Origin of the sequence: Amycolatopsis sp. cmx-8-4 (genome assembly GCF_046548675.1) — a bacterium.
Classification (GTDB): Bacteria; Actinomycetota; Actinomycetes; order Mycobacteriales; family Pseudonocardiaceae; genus Amycolatopsis.
This window is the reverse complement of the sequence record NZ_JAEBDZ010000023.1, coordinates 17,787-33,227: the sequence shown is the minus strand read 5'-3', so window position 1 is coordinate 33,227 and position 15,441 is coordinate 17,787. Positions and strand designations below refer to the sequence as shown.

At 69.7% G+C, this 15,441-nt stretch carries 15 protein-coding genes and 2 pseudogenes; 10 read left to right on the top strand and 7 right to left on the bottom strand.

Annotation, left to right across the window (positions count from 1 at the left end):
• Positions 1-11: 11 nt before the first annotated feature.
• From ACLJQZ_RS35965 to ACLJQZ_RS35950, 4 genes are read right to left on the bottom strand one after another with little or no spacing between them, the layout of a single operon-like run.
• Positions 12-986, bottom strand: coding sequence for an ABC transporter permease (locus tag ACLJQZ_RS35965; protein ID WP_410624613.1), 975 nt, complete (start codon positions 984-986; stop codon positions 12-14).
• The gene (locus ACLJQZ_RS35960) at positions 983-1,945 is read right to left on the bottom strand and encodes an ABC transporter permease (protein WP_326946514.1); all 963 of its coding nucleotides are present in this window, start codon (positions 1,943-1,945) and stop codon (positions 983-985) included. The genes ACLJQZ_RS35965 and ACLJQZ_RS35960 overlap by 4 nt, the downstream gene beginning before the upstream one ends.
• Positions 1,938-3,494, bottom strand: coding sequence for a sugar ABC transporter ATP-binding protein (locus ACLJQZ_RS35955; RefSeq protein ID WP_410624610.1), 1,557 nt, complete (start codon positions 3,492-3,494; stop codon positions 1,938-1,940). The genes ACLJQZ_RS35960 and ACLJQZ_RS35955 overlap by 8 nt, the downstream gene beginning before the upstream one ends.
• Positions 3,494-4,570: an ABC transporter substrate-binding protein gene (locus tag ACLJQZ_RS35950; RefSeq protein WP_410624608.1), complete on the bottom strand. Its 1,077-nt coding sequence runs from the start codon at positions 4,568-4,570 to the stop codon at positions 3,494-3,496. The genes ACLJQZ_RS35955 and ACLJQZ_RS35950 overlap by 1 nt, the downstream gene beginning before the upstream one ends.
• 155 nt (positions 4,571-4,725) lie before the next feature.
• Here ACLJQZ_RS35950 and ACLJQZ_RS35945 point away from each other — a divergent pair, with 155 nt between their 5' ends.
• Positions 4,726-5,730, top strand: coding sequence for a LacI family DNA-binding transcriptional regulator (locus tag ACLJQZ_RS35945; RefSeq protein WP_410624606.1), 1,005 nt, complete (start codon positions 4,726-4,728; stop codon positions 5,728-5,730).
• Between the two features lie 481 nt (positions 5,731-6,211).
• On the opposite strand, the gene ACLJQZ_RS35940 is transcribed toward ACLJQZ_RS35945, so the two are convergent.
• Positions 6,212-7,375 (bottom strand): AAA family ATPase, encoded by a 1,164-nt coding sequence (locus ACLJQZ_RS35940; protein ID WP_410624604.1) that lies wholly within the window; start codon positions 7,373-7,375, stop codon positions 6,212-6,214.
• A gap of 312 nt (positions 7,376-7,687) precedes the next feature.
• Here ACLJQZ_RS35940 and ACLJQZ_RS35935 point away from each other — a divergent pair, with 312 nt between their 5' ends.
• From ACLJQZ_RS35935 to ACLJQZ_RS35910, 6 genes and pseudogenes are all read left to right on the top strand, one after another.
• Positions 7,688-8,086 (top strand): glycoside hydrolase family 95-like protein, encoded by a 399-nt coding sequence (locus ACLJQZ_RS35935; protein WP_410624602.1) that lies wholly within the window; start codon positions 7,688-7,690, stop codon positions 8,084-8,086.
• Positions 8,086-9,036, top strand: a complete 951-nt coding sequence (locus tag ACLJQZ_RS35930; protein WP_410624600.1) for an acetylxylan esterase — start codon at positions 8,086-8,088, stop codon at positions 9,034-9,036. Before ACLJQZ_RS35935 ends, ACLJQZ_RS35930 begins: the two co-directional genes overlap by 1 nt.
• Positions 9,037-9,116: 80 nt before the next feature.
• Positions 9,117-9,446, top strand: a pseudogene (locus tag ACLJQZ_RS35925) (extracellular solute-binding protein); the annotation flags it as partial.
• A 220-nt stretch (positions 9,447-9,666) separates the two neighbouring features.
• Positions 9,667-9,870: pseudogene (locus tag ACLJQZ_RS35920) on the top strand (sugar ABC transporter substrate-binding protein); the annotation flags it as partial.
• A gap of 48 nt (positions 9,871-9,918) precedes the next feature.
• Positions 9,919-10,158, top strand: a complete 240-nt coding sequence (locus ACLJQZ_RS35915) for a hypothetical protein (RefSeq protein WP_410624781.1) — start codon at positions 9,919-9,921, stop codon at positions 10,156-10,158.
• A gap of 30 nt (positions 10,159-10,188) precedes the next feature.
• Entirely contained in the window at positions 10,189-10,860 is a 672-nt protein-coding gene (locus ACLJQZ_RS35910) for a GntR family transcriptional regulator (protein WP_410624598.1), read from the top strand.
• Between the two features lie 123 nt (positions 10,861-10,983).
• Here the strand turns inward: ACLJQZ_RS35910 and ACLJQZ_RS35905 are convergent, their stop codons facing one another.
• Both ACLJQZ_RS35905 and ACLJQZ_RS35900 read right to left on the bottom strand, forming a co-directional pair.
• Complete coding sequence (locus ACLJQZ_RS35905; protein ID WP_326955688.1) at positions 10,984-11,547, bottom strand: snapalysin family zinc-dependent metalloprotease; 564 nt, start codon at positions 11,545-11,547, stop codon at positions 10,984-10,986.
• A 186-nt stretch (positions 11,548-11,733) separates the two neighbouring features.
• Positions 11,734-12,225 (bottom strand): winged helix-turn-helix transcriptional regulator, encoded by a 492-nt coding sequence (locus tag ACLJQZ_RS35900; protein ID WP_410624596.1) that lies wholly within the window; start codon positions 12,223-12,225, stop codon positions 11,734-11,736.
• A gap of 100 nt (positions 12,226-12,325) precedes the next feature.
• Between ACLJQZ_RS35900 and ACLJQZ_RS35895 the strand changes: the two genes are divergently transcribed.
• The 3 genes from ACLJQZ_RS35895 to ACLJQZ_RS35885 all read left to right on the top strand — a co-directional run bounded on the left by ACLJQZ_RS35895 (position 12,326) and on the right by ACLJQZ_RS35885 (position 15,036).
• Positions 12,326-13,030 (top strand): SDR family oxidoreductase, encoded by a 705-nt coding sequence (locus tag ACLJQZ_RS35895; RefSeq protein ID WP_410624594.1) that lies wholly within the window; start codon positions 12,326-12,328, stop codon positions 13,028-13,030.
• Positions 13,031-13,174: 144 nt separating this feature from the next.
• On the top strand, positions 13,175-13,738 hold the full coding sequence (locus ACLJQZ_RS35890) for a TetR/AcrR family transcriptional regulator (protein ID WP_410624769.1): 564 nt from the start codon (positions 13,175-13,177) through the stop codon (positions 13,736-13,738).
• A gap of 104 nt (positions 13,739-13,842) precedes the next feature.
• Positions 13,843-15,036: a cytochrome P450 gene (locus ACLJQZ_RS35885; protein WP_410624592.1), complete on the top strand. Its 1,194-nt coding sequence runs from the start codon at positions 13,843-13,845 to the stop codon at positions 15,034-15,036.
• Positions 15,037-15,441 lie beyond the last annotated feature (405 nt).

Here is a 15,441-nt window from a genome sequence, read left to right as displayed (position 1 = left end):
GGGAACGGGGCTCAGCGGGTTCGGGATCGGGCCAGCAGGCGCTGGATCACCACGACGATGAGCAGGAAGGCCCCGCTCACCACCGTCTGGTAGTTGGAGTCGAGCGTGCCGACCTGGTTGATGACGTTCTGGATCAGCACCCGCAGCAGCACGCCGACGAGCGTGCCGACGATCGTCCCGGCGCCGCCGGTGAGCAGCGTGCCGCCGATGACGACGACCGAGATCGCGTCCAGCTCGGTGCCGACGCCGATCACCGTGACGCCGGACTGCAGGTACGCGGCGGTGAGGATGCCCGCGAAGCCGGCGAGGGCGCCGCTCAGCGTGTAGAGCGCGATCTTCGTGCGGACCACCGGCAGGCCCATCAGCAGCGCCGACTGCTCGGCACCGCCGATGGCGAACACCGACTGGCCGAACCCGGTGCGCCGCAACAGCACGCCGCCGAGCGCGAAGAGGACGAGCGTCAGGTACACCGGGACGCCGATGCCGAAGATCGTGCCCTGCCCGAGCCAGAGGATCGCCGAGCCGGGCGCGATCTTGAACGTCGTCGCGCCTTCGGAGGTGATGGCGAGCAACAGGCCGCGGGCGAACAGCAGCGTCGCCAGCGTCACGATGAACGGCGCCATCCCGGTGCGGGCGATGAGCACGCCGTTGAGGAAGCCGATCGCCGAGCACACCACCAGCGGCAGCAGGAGCGCCACGAGCAGGCCGTACTGCGCGCCGTACGCGGCGAGCACGCCGCCGAGCGCGTAGTTCGAGCCGACCGACAGGTCGATGCCGCCGGAGATGATCACGAACGTCATGCCGAGCGCGATCACCGCGAGGAACGAGCCCTGCAGCGCGAGGTCGCGCAGGTTGTCCGCGGACCCGAAGCGCGGGAACGCGAACCACGCGGCGGCGAGGCCGAGCACGAGCACGACGGCCGCGCCCTGGCGCTGCAGCACCCCGGCGAACGCGGCGTTGCGAGCTGTCGTCTGGGTGGCGGTCATTTGCGGCTCCGCTCACGGGCGACGTAGACGGCGACGACGATGATGGCCGCCTGGACCATCTGCGCCGTCGAGTCCGGCAGGTTGTGCTTGATCAGGGTGGCGTGCACCAGCTGCATGAGCAGCGCGCCGAACACGGTGCCGAGCACGCGGACCCGGCCGCCGGTCAGCGGCGTGCCGCCGACGACGACCGCGGTGATCGCGGACAGCTCCATCAGCAGCCCGAGGTCGTTGGGGTCGCTGGCACCCAGCCGCGACGTCGCGAGCACGCCGGCCACCGCGGCCAGCGCCCCGGAGATGACGTAGACGCCGACCAGCACGCGCTTCACCGGGAGTCCGGCCAGGGAGCTGGCCGTCCGGTTGCCGCCGACGGCGACCAGCTGGCGGCCGAACGTCGTGCGCTGCACCAACAGCCCGGCCAGCACCGCGAGCACCCCCGCGACGATGACCATGACCGGCACGCCGAGGACGTCACCCGTGCCCAGCGCCAGGAAGTCCTCGTTGCGCAGCTGGACGAGCTGGCCGTGCGCGATCACGAGCGCGAGCCCGCGGCCCCCGACGAGCAGCGCCAGTGTCGCGATGATCGGCTGGATCCCCAGGTAGGCCACCAGGTAGCCGCTGAACAGGCCGGACAGGATGCCCGCGATCACCGCGACGATGACCGCCGTCAGCGGTCCGGCTCCGAGGTAGAGCGGGATGAGCGCGGCGGCGATCGACATCACCGAGCCGACCGACAGGTCGATGCCCTCGGTGCCGATCACCAGCGCCATGCCGAGCGCGACGATGCAGACCGGCGCCGCCTGCACCAGCTGCGTGCGGAAGTTGGCCGCGGACAGGAAGTTCTCGGTGAAGAAGACGTTGAACAGCAGCAGCACGACGACGGCCAGGTAGACGCCGTAGTTCTGCAGCCAGGCGGTGACCTTGGCCCGGTCCGGTGCCCTGGTCAGGGTGGCGCTAGACATCGTTGTCACCTTCCGCTGCGATCGCGGCCAGGACGTTTTCCTCGGTGATGCCGTCACCGGTCAGCTCGCCGACCACCGAGCCGTCGCGGAGGACGACGACGCGGTCCGAGCCGTCGATCAGCTCTTCCAGCTCGGACGAGATGAGCAGCACGCCGAGACCTTCCTGCGCGAGCTCGTCGATCAGCGCCTGGACCTCGGCCTTGGCGCCGACGTCGATGCCGCGCGTCGGTTCGTCGAGCAGCAGGATCTTCGGGCCGGTGGCGAGCCAGCGGGCGAGCAGCACCTTCTGCTGGTTGCCGCCGGACAGCTCGGACACCTTCTGCTCCGGGCTCGCGGCCTTGATCCGCAGGCGCTCCATGAAGATCTTGACGACCTTGTCCTGCTTGGCCTTGCTGACCAGGCCGAACGGCGAGAGCGTCGGGAGCGCGGCGAGCACGATGTTCTCGCGGACCGACAGGTTCGGGATGATCCCGTCGGTCTTGCGGTCCTCGGCCAGCAGCGCGATGCCCGCGCGCATCGCCGCCGCGACCTTGCCCTTCTTGAGCGGTTTCCCGGCCAGCAGCACGGATCCGCCGTCGAGCGGGAACGCGCCGACGATGGCCCGCGCGGTCTCGCTGCGGCCCGAGCCGAGCAGCCCGGCCAGGCCGACGACCTCGCCGGGCCGGATGCTGACCGAGACGTCGTGCAGCCGGCGCATGCCGGACAGGTGCTCGGCCTTGAGCAGCGGTTCGCGCTCGACGTCGTGCTCCTCGCCGAACGCCGTGACGCCTTCCTCACGGATCTGGCGGATCTCGCGCCCGAGCATCAGGGACACCAGCTCGATGCGCGGGAGCTTGGCCAGCGGTCCACTGTGGACGACACGGCCGTCGCGCAGCACGGTGACGCTGTCGCAGACCCGGTACAGCTCGTCCATCCGGTGGCTGACGTAGACGATCGCGATGCCTTCGGCGTGCAACCGGTTCAGCACCTGGAAGAGCGTCTCGACCTCACGCGGTTCGAGCGACGACGTCGGTTCGTCCATGATGACGACCTTCGCCTCGGTCGACACCGCGCGGGCGAGGGCGACCATCTGCTGCGCGCCGACGCCCAGGGTGTGCAGCGGGCGCTTGACGTCGTCGTCGATGCCGTAGCCCTTGAGCAACTCGCGGGCGTCGGCGTACATCTTGGACCAGTCGACGAGCCCCGCTTTGGTGCGCGGCTCGCGGCCGAGGAAGACGTTGCTGGCGATGCTCATCAGCGGGACGAGGTTGACCTCCTGGTAGATCGTGGAGATCCCGGCCCGCTGCGCCTCGATCGGCCGCTTGAACGTCACCGGCTCGCCGAGGTGGCGGACCTCGCCCTCGTCGGGCTGGTAGACGCCGGTGAGCACCTTGATCAGCGTCGACTTGCCGGCGCCGTTCTCCCCGACGAGGGCGTGCACCTCGCCGGGGGCGAGCCGGAAGCTGACGTCGTCGAGCGCGAGGGTGCCGGGGAACCGTTTGGTCACCCCGACCACCTCGAGCACCGGTGCGGTCGTCATCGCGACGTCCTCTTCGGTGGCTGCGGTCATCAGTACGCGTTCCCGACCTTCTGCGCCGCGTTGGACTCGTCGTACTGGTCGTCGGTGATCACGATGCTCGGCGCGATCGGCTGGCCGTCGGCGAACTTCTGCAGCGTGTCGAAGGCGAGCTGGCCGAAGCGCGGGTTGGACTCGATGACGGCGTTGTAGCTGCCGTCGGCGATCAGCTGCACGGCGTTGCGCGTGCCGTCGACCGAGACGACCTTGACGTCCTTGCCCGGCGCCTTGCCCGCGGTCTTGAGCGCGTTGACGGCGCCGATGCCCATCTCGTCGTTCTCGGCGTAGACGGCGGTGAGGTCCGGGTGGCTCTGGATGAGCTGCTCCATCACGGCCTGGCCCTTGGACCGGTCGAACTCGCCGGTCTGCTCGGCGACCACGGACAGGCCGGGCGTCTTGGCCAGCTCGTCCTTGAAGCCCGAGGTGCGGTCGGTCGTCACGTTGTTGCCGGACGCGCCGAGCAGGATCGCAACCTTGCCGTTACCGCCGGTCGCCTTCACCATCGCGTCGGCCGCGCGCTTGCCCTGCTCGACGAAGTTGGAGCCGATGAAGGTCAGGTAGTCGGTGCACGGCGCCGACGTCACCTTGCGGTCGACGGTGACGACCGGGACCTTCTTGGCCTTCGCGGCGTCGAGCGCCGGCTGGAGGCCGTCGGAGTTCAGCGGCGCGACGATCAGCAGCTGCGCGCCCCGGTCGAGCAGCGACTTGATGTCGCTGATCTGCCGGTTGAGGTCGCTCTGGGCGTTGGTGACGAGCAGCTTGTCGGCAGGGATGCCGAGCTTCGCGGCCTGGTCGCGAATGGACTGCGTCTCGGCGATCCGGAAGGGGTTGGCCTCCTTTTCGGACTGCGAGAAGCCGATCACCGCGGTCTTCGGGTCGATCTTGGGGTAGCCGGTCTTAGCCAGCGTGCAGCCGTCGGCGGAGGGCGCGGCGGAAGAGGCGGACGCGGCCGGCCCACCGCCGTTCGACGGTGCGGCCGGGGTCTCCTCCCGGGCGGTGCAGGAGGTGAGGGTGAGCGCGGCGGCGGCCGCGGTGACCAGGACCAGGCGGGGACGGGTGGACAGCGGCACAGCGACTCCTCGGGCAGCGACGGTGGTGGCCCGCTCACCGGGGTGATCGGAGTCACCGCGGGAGCCTTGAGGTACTTTTTACATCGTTGGAACAACGTTGTAAACCGGCAAATTGTCGCTATGCTCTGGCTCACGCCGATGTGAAGGGATCGCCCGTGACCGTGACGCTCAAGGACGTCGCCACGCTCGCCGGAGTGTCGGTGAAGACGGTGTCGAACGTGGTGAACGGCTATGCCTTCGTCAAGCCGGAGAACCGCCGGCGCGTGGAGGAAGCCCTGGCGGCGACGGGTTACCGGCCGAACGTGGGGGCGCGCAACCTGCGCCGCGGCCGCACCGGGTTCCTGGCGCTGATGGTGCCGGAGCTGTCCATCCCGTACTTCGGCGAACTGGCCGGTCTGGTCATCACCGCGGCCCAGAAGCGCGGCTGGAGTGTCTTGATCGAACAGACCCAGGGCACGCGGGAGCGCGAGCGCAAGACGCTGTCCTCCCTGGGTCCCCACCTGGTCGACGGCGCGCTGGTCCACCCGGAGGCGTTGGAGGCCGCGGATTTTCCGGACGAACCGGGCGGAATCCCCCTGGTGATGCTGGGCGAGCACGCGGTCGACGTCCCCATCGATCACGTGGCGATAGACAACGTCCTGGCCGCGCACGTGGCGGTGTCCCACCTGGCCTCCCTGGGCCGCACCCGCATCGCGGCGATCGGCCGCAACCCGGCGCGCGGGACGTCGTCCCAGCGCCTGGCGGGCTACCGGTCCGCGCTGGCCGACGCGGGACTGTCCTATTCGGACTCCCTGGTGGCCCCCGCCGAGAAGTGGCACCGAGGTTATGGAGCGGCGGCGATGAAGTCGTTGCTGGCGTTGCCTTCCCGGCCTGATGCGGTCTTTTGTTTCAACGACCTCCTGGCGATCGGCGCGCTGCGTGCGGTGGCGGAGCTGGGGCTCCGGGTGCCCGAGGACGTCGCGATCGTGGGCTTCGACAACAACGAAGAGAGCGCGTTCTCCCTACCGGCGCTGACGACGATCGCCCCGGACAAGACCGCACTGGCGGAAGCGGCGATCGACCTGGTGCACCGCCGCATCACGGGGGAGAAGTCGGCGCCACCACAGGACGTCCAGACACCGTTCGCACTGGAAATCCGCGAAAGCACCAAGGGCCGCTGACCCGTACCCGCTCAGCGAACTCACGTACCCAGAGGGTCGCCTCACGTACCCCGACGGTCGTCTCGCGTACCTGAGCAGTCGGCTCACAAGCCGACCCTCCGGGTACGCGAACCGACTCCTCGGGTACCGGTGACCACGCTGGTCACCGTGGTCGGCACGGTCTCCGTGACGGTCACCGGCTCGGCTGTGACCGTGGTCGGCACCGGCTGAGGCCGCTGCGCGGTGGGGGTCGGCGAGCAGGCGGCTGTCAATACGGCGACGGCCAGCACGCCGGCGGCGGTGAAGTGGCGCATCATCGGGATCTTTCGGGCAGGGCGGACGTTCCACCCACCATGCGCCGAGCTCACCCGGAGAACCAGGGCCGTTGGACCCCGTACCCCGACGGTCATCTCGCGTACCCAGGCAGTCGGTTCGCGTACCTGGGCAGTCGGCTCACGAACCGACTCTCTGGGTACGCGAGCCGACCCTCTGGGGACAGACTTCAGCGGGTGGGCCAGTGCCATGACGGGCGGTCCAGCCGTCCTTGGCCGACGAGCTTGGTCTCGCCGTACTCCTTCTCCAGCTCCACCTCGCCCACCTCCGCGATCTCCGACAACGCCCTGATCAGCGGCTGGGCGTGCGAGACCACCACCACCTGGGTTTCCTTCGCCGCGACGGCGATCAGCGATGCCAACGCGGGCAACAGATCCGGGTGGAGGCTGGTCTCAGGCTCGTTCAGCACCAGCAGTTCCGGGGGACGCGGCGAAAGCAGGGCCGCCACCCACAGCAGGAACCGCAAAGTCCCGTCCGACAGCTCGGCGGTTTCCAGTGGGCGCAGCAGGCCGTGCTGGTGGAAGCGGACCGTGAACCGGCCCTCCGGTGCCACCACTTCCAGGCGTGACCCCAGGAACGCCTGGTCCACCACCGCGTCCAGCTCCGAAGCCCGGCCGATCTCGATGATCGTGCGCAGGGCCGCCGCCAGGTCGGCGCCGTCGTGGGACAGCACCGGCGTGCGGGTGCCGATCTGGGACTGGCGCGCCGGCGCGAGAGCGTCCGTGCGGAAGTGGTCGTAGAACCGCCAGCCACGGATGCGCTCGCGGACCACCAGCAGCTCCGGGCACGCCCTCGGGTCGGCGAACTCGCTCAGCATGCTGTCGGTCAACCGGATCTTGTGGACGTCCTCGCCCCAGCTGCCGGACGCCACCCGCGTGCGGACCGCCGGGCCCGAGCGGTCGGCCAGCAACGCCGACGGGCGAAGCACCGGGCCGGACCACACCGCTTCGCGCTTGAACTCCGGGTCCCGGTTGAACATCGTGTCCAGGGGCTGCGGCAGGCCCAGGTCGAGCGCGTAGCCGTACTCGTCGCCCGCGAACCCCAGCCGCAGGCCGCGGGCCTTCGTCCGCACCGTGCCCTGGACCGGCGTGCGCCCCTCACGCACCGACCGCCCGATCGTCTCCGGGCCGGCCCACAGCGTCGACGGCAGCCCACCCTCGTGGGCCAGCGCCGCCACGGCGCCGTTGCGTGACGCGTCCGCCAGCAGCCGCAGCGCCCGGTACAGGCTCGACTTGCCGCTGCCGTTCGGCCCGGTGACCACCGTCAGCCCGGACAGCGGCAGCACCAGGTCGCGCAGCGAGCGGTAGTTCTCGACGGCCAGCGTGGTCAACATCCTTCGAACCTAACCGCCACCCCCGACAACTTCTGATTCATCAGATCTTTGTCCGAGTCAGGTCGTTGACAGCATCGGGCCTGTGCAGTCAGAACCGTCAGTCGTCGATCCTATAGGATCCATGGTTCTCGCGATACGGGCCGTGGTCCTCCGATGTCTGACATAGTTCCCCCGACCTCGACGGAGTGGTCAACGGCAGCCTCCCGTGTCAGCCGGGCCCTGGGTGTCCTCGGCGGCCTGACGGTGCTCGCGGGCCTGCTCACGGCCCCGGCTCGGGAGAACCGGCAGTAGCCGCTCGCCCAGAAGCCGTACTTGGGCTGGAGCAGCTGGAGCCTCGAGTCGACGAACTACCCCGGCGTCAACCCAGTCGGCTCGGCCAGCTGGCTCACCGAAAAGCACGTCCTGCAGCAGGCGGACGTCCTCGCGGCGAAGTTCACGGCGAGGCTCGCGGAACTGGTGCTGCAGAGCCACAACGACGTCGTGACGCTGCTCCCGGCGCGGCCCGCGGAGTGGGCGAACGGCGAGGCGCGGGGGTTGCGTTGCCGCGGTGGGCTCGCGGTGGACCTCGAATGGCGCGAAGGTGAGCTGGTCTACGCCGTGCTGCGGCGGCTGTCCGGCGACCCGGCCGACGTGGTGCGCGTGCGCCACCGCGGCCGGGAGACCGAGCTGCGGCTGCGGGCCGGCGAGTCCACCGTCCTGAAAGGACTCTGATGCTCACCGACCTCGGTCTCGCCGCGCTGCAGGAATACCGCAGCGACTACGCCGCCCCCGCCGACTTCGACGAGTTCTGGACGTCGACCCTCGACGACGCCCGCGACCACGACCTGGCCCTGCAAGTCACGCCGGTCGAGACGCCGTTGCGGACCCTCGACGTCTTCGACGTGACGTTCGCCGGCTTCGGCGGCCACCCGGTCCGCGCCTGGCTGCGGCGGCCGCGCGGCGTCGAGGGCCCGCGGCCCGCGATCGTCCAGTTCCACGGCTACGGCGGCAGCCGGGGGAGCGCGCTGCAGGAGCTGACCTGGGCGTCCGCCGGGTACGCGCACCTGCAGGTCGACGTCCGCGGCCAGGGCGGCGTGACGCCCGACCCGGTCGGCAGCGGACCGGCGTACCCCGGCCACCTGACGCGCGGCATCGACAGCCGCGAAACCTACGTCTACCGGCGGATCTTCACCGACGCGGCCCGCGCGGTGGACGCCGTGCGCGCGCTCGACGTCGTCGACCCGGCGCGGGTGGCGGTGCTCGGCAACAGCCAGGGCGGCGGCATCGCGCTGGCCGCGGCGGCGCTGGTCCCGGACGTCGCCGCGCTGCACGCCCAGGCCCCGTTCCTCTGCGACTTCCGGCGGGCCAGCCTGATCGCGGGGGAGCGGCCGTACGTCGAGCTGACGCGGTACCTGGCCGACAAACGGGACGCCGTCGCGCGGACGTTCGAGGTGCTGTCCTACTTCGACGGCGTCGGCTTCGCGGCCCGCGCCACCGCGCCCGCCTGGTTCTCCGCCGGGCTGATGGACGGGATCGTGCCGCCGTCCACGGTGTTCGGCGCCTACCACGCCTACAAGGGCCCGAAGCAGATCGGCGTCTGGGAATACAACGGCCACGACGCCGGCGGCGCGGACGACGTCCAAGCGGTGCTCGAAGGGTTCCGGCCGATCCTGCGGCCCTGACCATCCACAATGGAGTGAACTGATGAGAACTTTGGCGATCGGCCTGGTGGCGACGCTGGGAGCGCTGGTGGCCGCCTGCGGTGGCGGCTCGGCGAGCGGCAACGGGAACACCGTCAACTGGTGGACCTGGGACGACAAGCAGGCGGCGGCCTACCAAGCTGACCGCCGGGTTCGTCGCGGGCACCGCGCCCGACGCGTTCCAGAACAGCGTCCAGTACTTCCAGGCCTACGCCGCGCAGCACCAGCTGCTGCCGCTGGACGACCTCGTCGCCCGCGACAAGTTCGACCTCAAGCGGTTCTCCGTCGGCGTCGACTCGTGGAAGTTCACCGACGGCAAGCAGTACGCGCTGCCGCTCGACTGGTCCGCGACCGGGCTCCACTACAACGTCAACACCATCACGGACGACGGCGGGACGTTCGAGAAGGTCGCGGCGCACCTGAGCGTCGACAAGAACGGCGTCCGCGGCGACCAGCCCGGCTTCGACAAGGACCACGTCGCCACCTTCGGCACCGGCCAGCTCGCCTCGCGGGACTTCATCGGCGAGTCGACGTGGAGCTCGTTCGCGATGACCGCCGGCTGGCGGCCGGCCGACAAGCGACACCGACCTGATCGGCTCGGGCAAGGTGGCGATGGAGACGGCCGGCTCGTGGACGGCGGGCACGTTCGCGAAGCTGCCGGGCGTGAAAGTCGGGATCGCGCCGACCGTTCTCGGGCCGTCCGGGAAGCGCGCGCTTCTGTCGAACTCGAACGAGAACAACATCTGGGCGGGCACGAAGAACCCCGACCTGACCTGGAAGTGGGTCTCGTACATGGGTTCGCCGGACTGCCAGTCGGCTGCCGGCGCGAGCGGCACGTTCTTCCCGTCGATCCCGGTGGCCCAATTGGATAAAGCTGACGCGGCCGGGAAGGCCACGGCGATGCAGGGCCAGGGCGTCGATCTGTCGGTGTTCACCACGATGATGAAGGACGGCTCACTCATCCCGGCCGTCGTCTACGGCAACGGTGCCGCCCTGCAGGACGCGGAACGGCCGCTGTTCGAGGCGTACTTCGCGCACCAGCGCGGCGACGATGTCTTCGCGGAGATGGCGCGGAAGAGCAGCCAGATCCTGGGCAAGCAGTAGCCTGTAGTCACCAACGACGAGGGAGTCAGGGTGAGTTCCGGACGACGGCTCGAGGCACTGCCGAACCGGCAGGTGCTGGCGGACGGCGTCTACGAGCAGATCCGGGCGCTGATCATGAACGACGGCATGGAGCCGGGCGCGCGGGTGAACATCGACGAGATCGCCCGCGAGCTCGGCGTCTCCGGCACGCCGGTGCGCGAAGCACTGGCGCGGCTGGAGTCCGAGGAGCTGGTCAGCCGGCTGCCGTTGCGCGGCTACCGCGTCACGGAGTTGCTGAACCGCAAGGAAGTCGACGACATGTACGCGCTGCGGCTGCTGCTGGAGCCGCCGTCCGCGGCCCTGGCGGCGGCGGCGATGTCGGACTCGCGGGTCGCCGCGCTGGAAGCCGAACTGGCGACGTGCCCGGCGGCCCTGGTCGACGACGCGTACAGCGACTACAAGGCCCTGACCGCGCACGACGCCCGGCTGCACGAGCTGATCCTGCGCTTGGCCGGGAACGTCGCGGTGGAGCAGGCGTTCGCTCGCACCCACTGCCACCTGCACTTCTTCCGGCTGAACTACAACCAGCCGTTCGGTGAGCAGACGATCGCCGAGCACCGCACGATCGTGGACGCCTTGGTCGCGGGCAGCGCGTCCGGCGCCCGCAAGGCGATGACAGCCCACCTGGAAGTGGCCCGGGACCGCCTGGTCTCCCGCCTCTGAACGCCGTGTCGACCCGCCAATCACGCGTGTCGGCTTCGCAATCACGCGTGTCGACCCTTCCGTCACGTGCGAAGGCCGCACCGGTTGCCCGGTGCGGCCTCCCCCGACGACGTCAGCTGCGGGTCACTTGACCGGCATCGTCACTTCGTAGATGCGGGTCGGCGTGCCGGCCGCCGCGCGGAAACCGCTGGCCCACAGGGATTCCACCTGAGCGGACTCGTCCGCGTTCGGGTTCGCGTTGGTGCACGACGGGCCGGGGCCACCGCCGGACATCAGCTCGGTGCACGGGCCTTCGTAGTGGTCCGGCAGGCCCAGCGCGTGACCGGTCTCGTGGGCCGTGATGCGGGTCTGGTTGTACTCCTCGGCCTGCGTGTAGTCGATGAAGATGGTGCCGCTGCCGTGGCCGTCGGTCTGGGCGTACGAACCCTGCGGGTCGTTGCCTTCGGTGTAGTGCAGCGTGGCGCCCGAGGAGCTTTCTTCGAGCTTGACGTTCGAGACCGCCGCGTTCCAGTTCGCCGCGCCGGCGTTGATCTGGGCGCGGAAGGTGGGGGCGTCCGAGGTGTCGTAGTAGACGATCGTGGCCGCTTCGGCCTGGGCCGGGGCCGCGAAGGCCGGGGCGGCGGTCATCGGGGTGGCGATCATCGCCAGTGCGACAGCGGCTCCGGGCAGCAAGTACTTCCTGGACATCGGGACGGCTCCTCGCGGTAGGGCAGCTGTGGGGAATTTGCCGGGTTTGCGTGTGCTGTGGTCCGAATTTACGTATCCAGGCGCCGCTTGTGACCCGACTTTCGTACTGCGTGTTTAGTGGTGATTTACCAACCATTTTGCAGTGTTGACATGCGCTGCCACGCATACGAGGATGCCCCGCCGGGCTCAGGAGATCGGCTCGGCCAGCGGGATCTCACCTTCGCTCAGCCATGATCCGCGCCACGTCAGATCGTCCCTGACCAGCGGTTTTCCGCAGCTGTCGCAGTTCGCGCCCGGCCGGGTGAGCTGTCCGCAGCCGGTGTGGACGAGCTTCATCGGGCCGTACGCGCTCACCGAATCGGTGTGGGCGTCACCCCACGCGCCGAGAGCGTGGAGCACCGGCAACGCGTCCGAACCGGCCTGCGTGAGCCGGTATTCGTGCCGGGTGCGGCCGCCGTCGCGGTAGGGGAGCTTCGTCAGCAGCCCGCGGTCGACGAGCTTGCCCAGCCGGGTCGTCAGCACGTTGTCGGCGATGCCGAGCTCGCTGCGGAAGTCCTCGAACCGGGTCGTGCCCGCGGTGGCGTTGCGCAGGATCAGCAGCGTCCACGGCTCGGCCAGGACGTCGGCGGCGCGGGCGATCGGGCAGGAGGCGTCCTCCCAGGTGATGCGACGGCTCATGTGTGATCCCTTCGAGCTGGCTTGCTTGGAGCAAGTTTACGCCGTAGGGTCGCCGGTAGTTAGCTTGCAACGAGCAAGTCAGACGCGAGAGGAGTTCGACATGGAGATCACAGGTGCGGTGGCGCTGGTCACCGGGGCCAACCGCGGGCTCGGGCGGCAGTTCGCGGCCGCCCTCGTCGAACGGGGAGCGGCGAAGGTCTACGCGGCCGCGCGCAACCCGGAGTCGGTGGACCTGCCGGGAGTGATCCCGTTGCGGCTCGACGTCACGGACCCCGAATCGGTCCGCGCCGCCGCCGCGATCGCCGGGGACGTCACGCTGCTGGTCAACAACGCCGGCTCGGCCACCGGGGCATCGGTGCTCGGCGGGTCCCTCGAGGACATCCGGCTGGAGATGGACACGCACTACTTCGGCACGCTGGCCGTGACGCGTGAGTTCGCGCCGATCCTGGAGCGCAACGGCGGCGGCGCCGTGCTCAACGTCCTTTCGGTGCTGTCCTGGTTCACCGCGCCGCAGGTCGCGGCCTACTCCGCGGCGAAGTCGGCGGCCTGGTCGCTGACCAACGCGCTGCGCCTGGAACTGGCGTCGCAGAAGACGCAGGTGACCGCGTTGCACGTCGGGTACATGGACACCGACATGGCCAAGCACATCGACGGCCCGAAGGTCGACCCGGCGGTCGTGGCCGGTCTCGCTCTCGAAGGTGTCGAACAGGGCCGCTACGAGGTGCTCGCCGACGACGTCAGCCGGGGGGTGCGCGCCGGGCTTTCCGGCGACCTGACCGGGCTGTACCCGAGCCTGACCGCCTGAGTCCACTTAGGACATCGGGTGGCCGCCATGGTCATTCCGGGACCCCCGGAACGCGGCCGCGGCGGCCACCGGCGTATGAATGGGCGGGTGCCGGACAACGCGGGAATCGGCCGTACCAGGAATCGTTGGGGCGAAGGGGATCGGCTGCGCGGAGAAATCCTCGCGGCCGCCGCCCGGCTGCTCGCCGAGCTCGGCGGCGAGGACGGGCTGACGATCCGCGGGGTGGCCCGCGCGGTCGGGATCGCCCCGGCCAGCATCTACCAGCACTTCGGCGACCGCGCGGAACTCGTGCAGGGGCTGCTGGACTACGAATACGCGCGGCTGCGCGACTCGATGCGCGCGGCGGAGGAGTCGCTCGGCGAGACCGACGTCGTCGGCCGGGTGCGGGCGCAGATCCACGCCTACTGCGCGTTCGCGATGGATCATCCCGGACATTACCGGCTGATGCTCGCGAACGGAGCGTCCCGGCCCGATCCGGACGCGCGCGCGGAAGGGCCGCTGCTGGACGTCATCGACGGGCTGGCCGCGGCGTTCGAGCGGTGCGTCGAAGCCGGCCACCCGCTGCGGGTTTCGCCGGGTCGCGCGGCCGCGGTGGTGTTCGTCGGTGCGCACGGGCGGGTCGCGCTGTTCCACAGCGTGCTGCACCGGACCGGGGCCGAGCTGGTGGAGCCGTTCGTCGACGAGCTGCTTTCACTCGTGTTCGTGTGATCTTCCCGCTGTCGCCTGAACGGAGTGTGGCGGAGTCGCGACAAGATGCTTAGCATAGCTATGTAATTTCTTGTCGAACTGTGCGGCGGCTTCGGGAGGTCCTCATGACGGACGGTGTGCCCGCTTTTCCGATGACCCGGCGGTGTCCCTTCGACCCGCCGGCCGAGCTCGGGGAACTGCAGCGTGACGAACCGGTTTCCCGCGTCAAGCTGTGGAACGGCAGCACGCCGTGGCTGGTGACGCGCTTCGAAGACGTGCGCACGATCCTGCGTGACCCGCGGGTGAGCGCCGACTCCGACCGGCCCGGCTACCCGCACCAGAGCGCGGCATCGGCGGCGCGGCGCAACCGCGTCAAGTCGTTCATCAACATGGACGGCGCCGAGCACGCGGCACAGCGCAAGCTGCTGACCGGCGACTTCCTGGTCAAGAAGATGGAGGCGCTGCGCCCGGCGATCCAGAAGATCGTCGACGACCTGATCGACGACCTCCTGGCGGGCCCGAAGCCGGTCGACCTCGTGCCGGCGTTCGCGCTGCCGCTGCCGTCGCTGGTGATCTGCGAGCTGCTCGGGGTGCCGTACGAGGAGCGCGAGTTCTTCCAGGACATCACGAAGGTGATGATCTCGATGGACGCGTCGCCCGAAGAGGCCGTGAAGGCCACCGACGAGCTGCTCGCCTACCTTTCCCGCTTGGTGGAAAAGAAAGCGGTGTCCCCGGGCGACGACGTCCTGAGCCGCTTGGCGGTCTCGCAACTGGGCGCGATGACCGCCGAGCAGATCGCCGGGATGGGCCAGCTGCTGCTGGTGGCGGGCCACGAGACGACGGCGAACATGATCGCGCTCGGCACGGTGGCGCTGCTGGAGAACCCGGCCCAGCTGGACCTGGTCCGGTCCGGCGACGCGGAACTGCTGCGCAGCGCGGTCGAAGAGTTGTTGCGGTACTTGAACATCACGCACTCGGGCCGCCGTCGCGTCGCCGTCGAAGACTTCGAGCTCGGTGGCCAGGTCATCCACGCCGGCGACGGCATCATCGGCGCCTCGGACATCGCGAACCGCGACGACTCGGTGTTCGAGACGCCGGACGAGCTGGACGTCACGCGCGGCGCCCGCCACCACGTCGCCTTCGGCTACGGCGTGCACCAGTGCCTCGGCCAGACGCTGGCCCGGGTCGAGCTGCAGGTAGTCTACGGCACGCTCTACCGCAGGATTCCCCCGCTGCGGCTGGCGGTTCCGGTCGAGGAGCTGGAGTTCAAGAACGACATGCTGGTCTACGGCGTCCATTCACTGCCGGTCACCTGGTGACGATTCCGGTTCTGCCGGATTCCGGTTCTGTCGGTGCCCGCCGGTAGCCTGGAAATCGGGGGCTTCTTGTTGCTCTTGAGCTGCTGATTCGCTTGCGCCGCAACGGAAATCTCGCTGTGCGCGGCGCTCGCGAGGATCACCCGGTTTAGCGATGGTGTTCGCACACGTGTTCGGTAACGTGGGATTCGTGACGACAACGATTCTCCGCCGCGTGTTCCGGTCCCTGTGCCGCGTCAGGTCAGAGCGCGCTCTGACAGGCGTCGAGATCAGCGGCCAGGTGGCCGGTGAGGCCAGCGTCGGTGTCCTGCCGTGGCACCAGTTCCAGCTCGGCTCGCCGGCCGATCGCCTCCAGAGTAGCTCGGAGACAACCGGCCGGCGGCCGCGGTTGTGCGGGAACTGCCGAGC

Coding starts and splice junctions, on each gene's coding strand:
- ACLJQZ_RS35930 (WP_410624600.1), top strand. CDS start 8,086: ATGCTCACCGACCTCGGTCTCGCCGCGCTGCAGGAATACCGCAGCGAC.
- ACLJQZ_RS35900 (WP_410624596.1), bottom strand. CDS start 12,225: ATGAGCCGTCGCATCACCTGGGAGGACGCCTCCTGCCCGATCGCCCGC.
- ACLJQZ_RS35895 (WP_410624594.1), top strand. CDS start 12,326: ATGGAGATCACAGGTGCGGTGGCGCTGGTCACCGGGGCCAACCGCGGG.
- ACLJQZ_RS35960 (WP_326946514.1), bottom strand. CDS start 1,945: ATGTCTAGCGCCACCCTGACCAGGGCACCGGACCGGGCCAAGGTCACC.
- ACLJQZ_RS35940 (WP_410624604.1), bottom strand. CDS start 7,375: ATGTTGACCACGCTGGCCGTCGAGAACTACCGCTCGCTGCGCGACCTG.
- ACLJQZ_RS35965 (WP_410624613.1), bottom strand. CDS start 986: ATGACCGCCACCCAGACGACAGCTCGCAACGCCGCGTTCGCCGGGGTG.
- ACLJQZ_RS35955 (WP_410624610.1), bottom strand. CDS start 3,494: ATGACCGCAGCCACCGAAGAGGACGTCGCGATGACGACCGCACCGGTG.
- ACLJQZ_RS35885 (WP_410624592.1), top strand. CDS start 13,843: ATGACGGACGGTGTGCCCGCTTTTCCGATGACCCGGCGGTGTCCCTTC.
- ACLJQZ_RS35905 (WP_326955688.1), bottom strand. CDS start 11,547: ATGTCCAGGAAGTACTTGCTGCCCGGAGCCGCTGTCGCACTGGCGATG.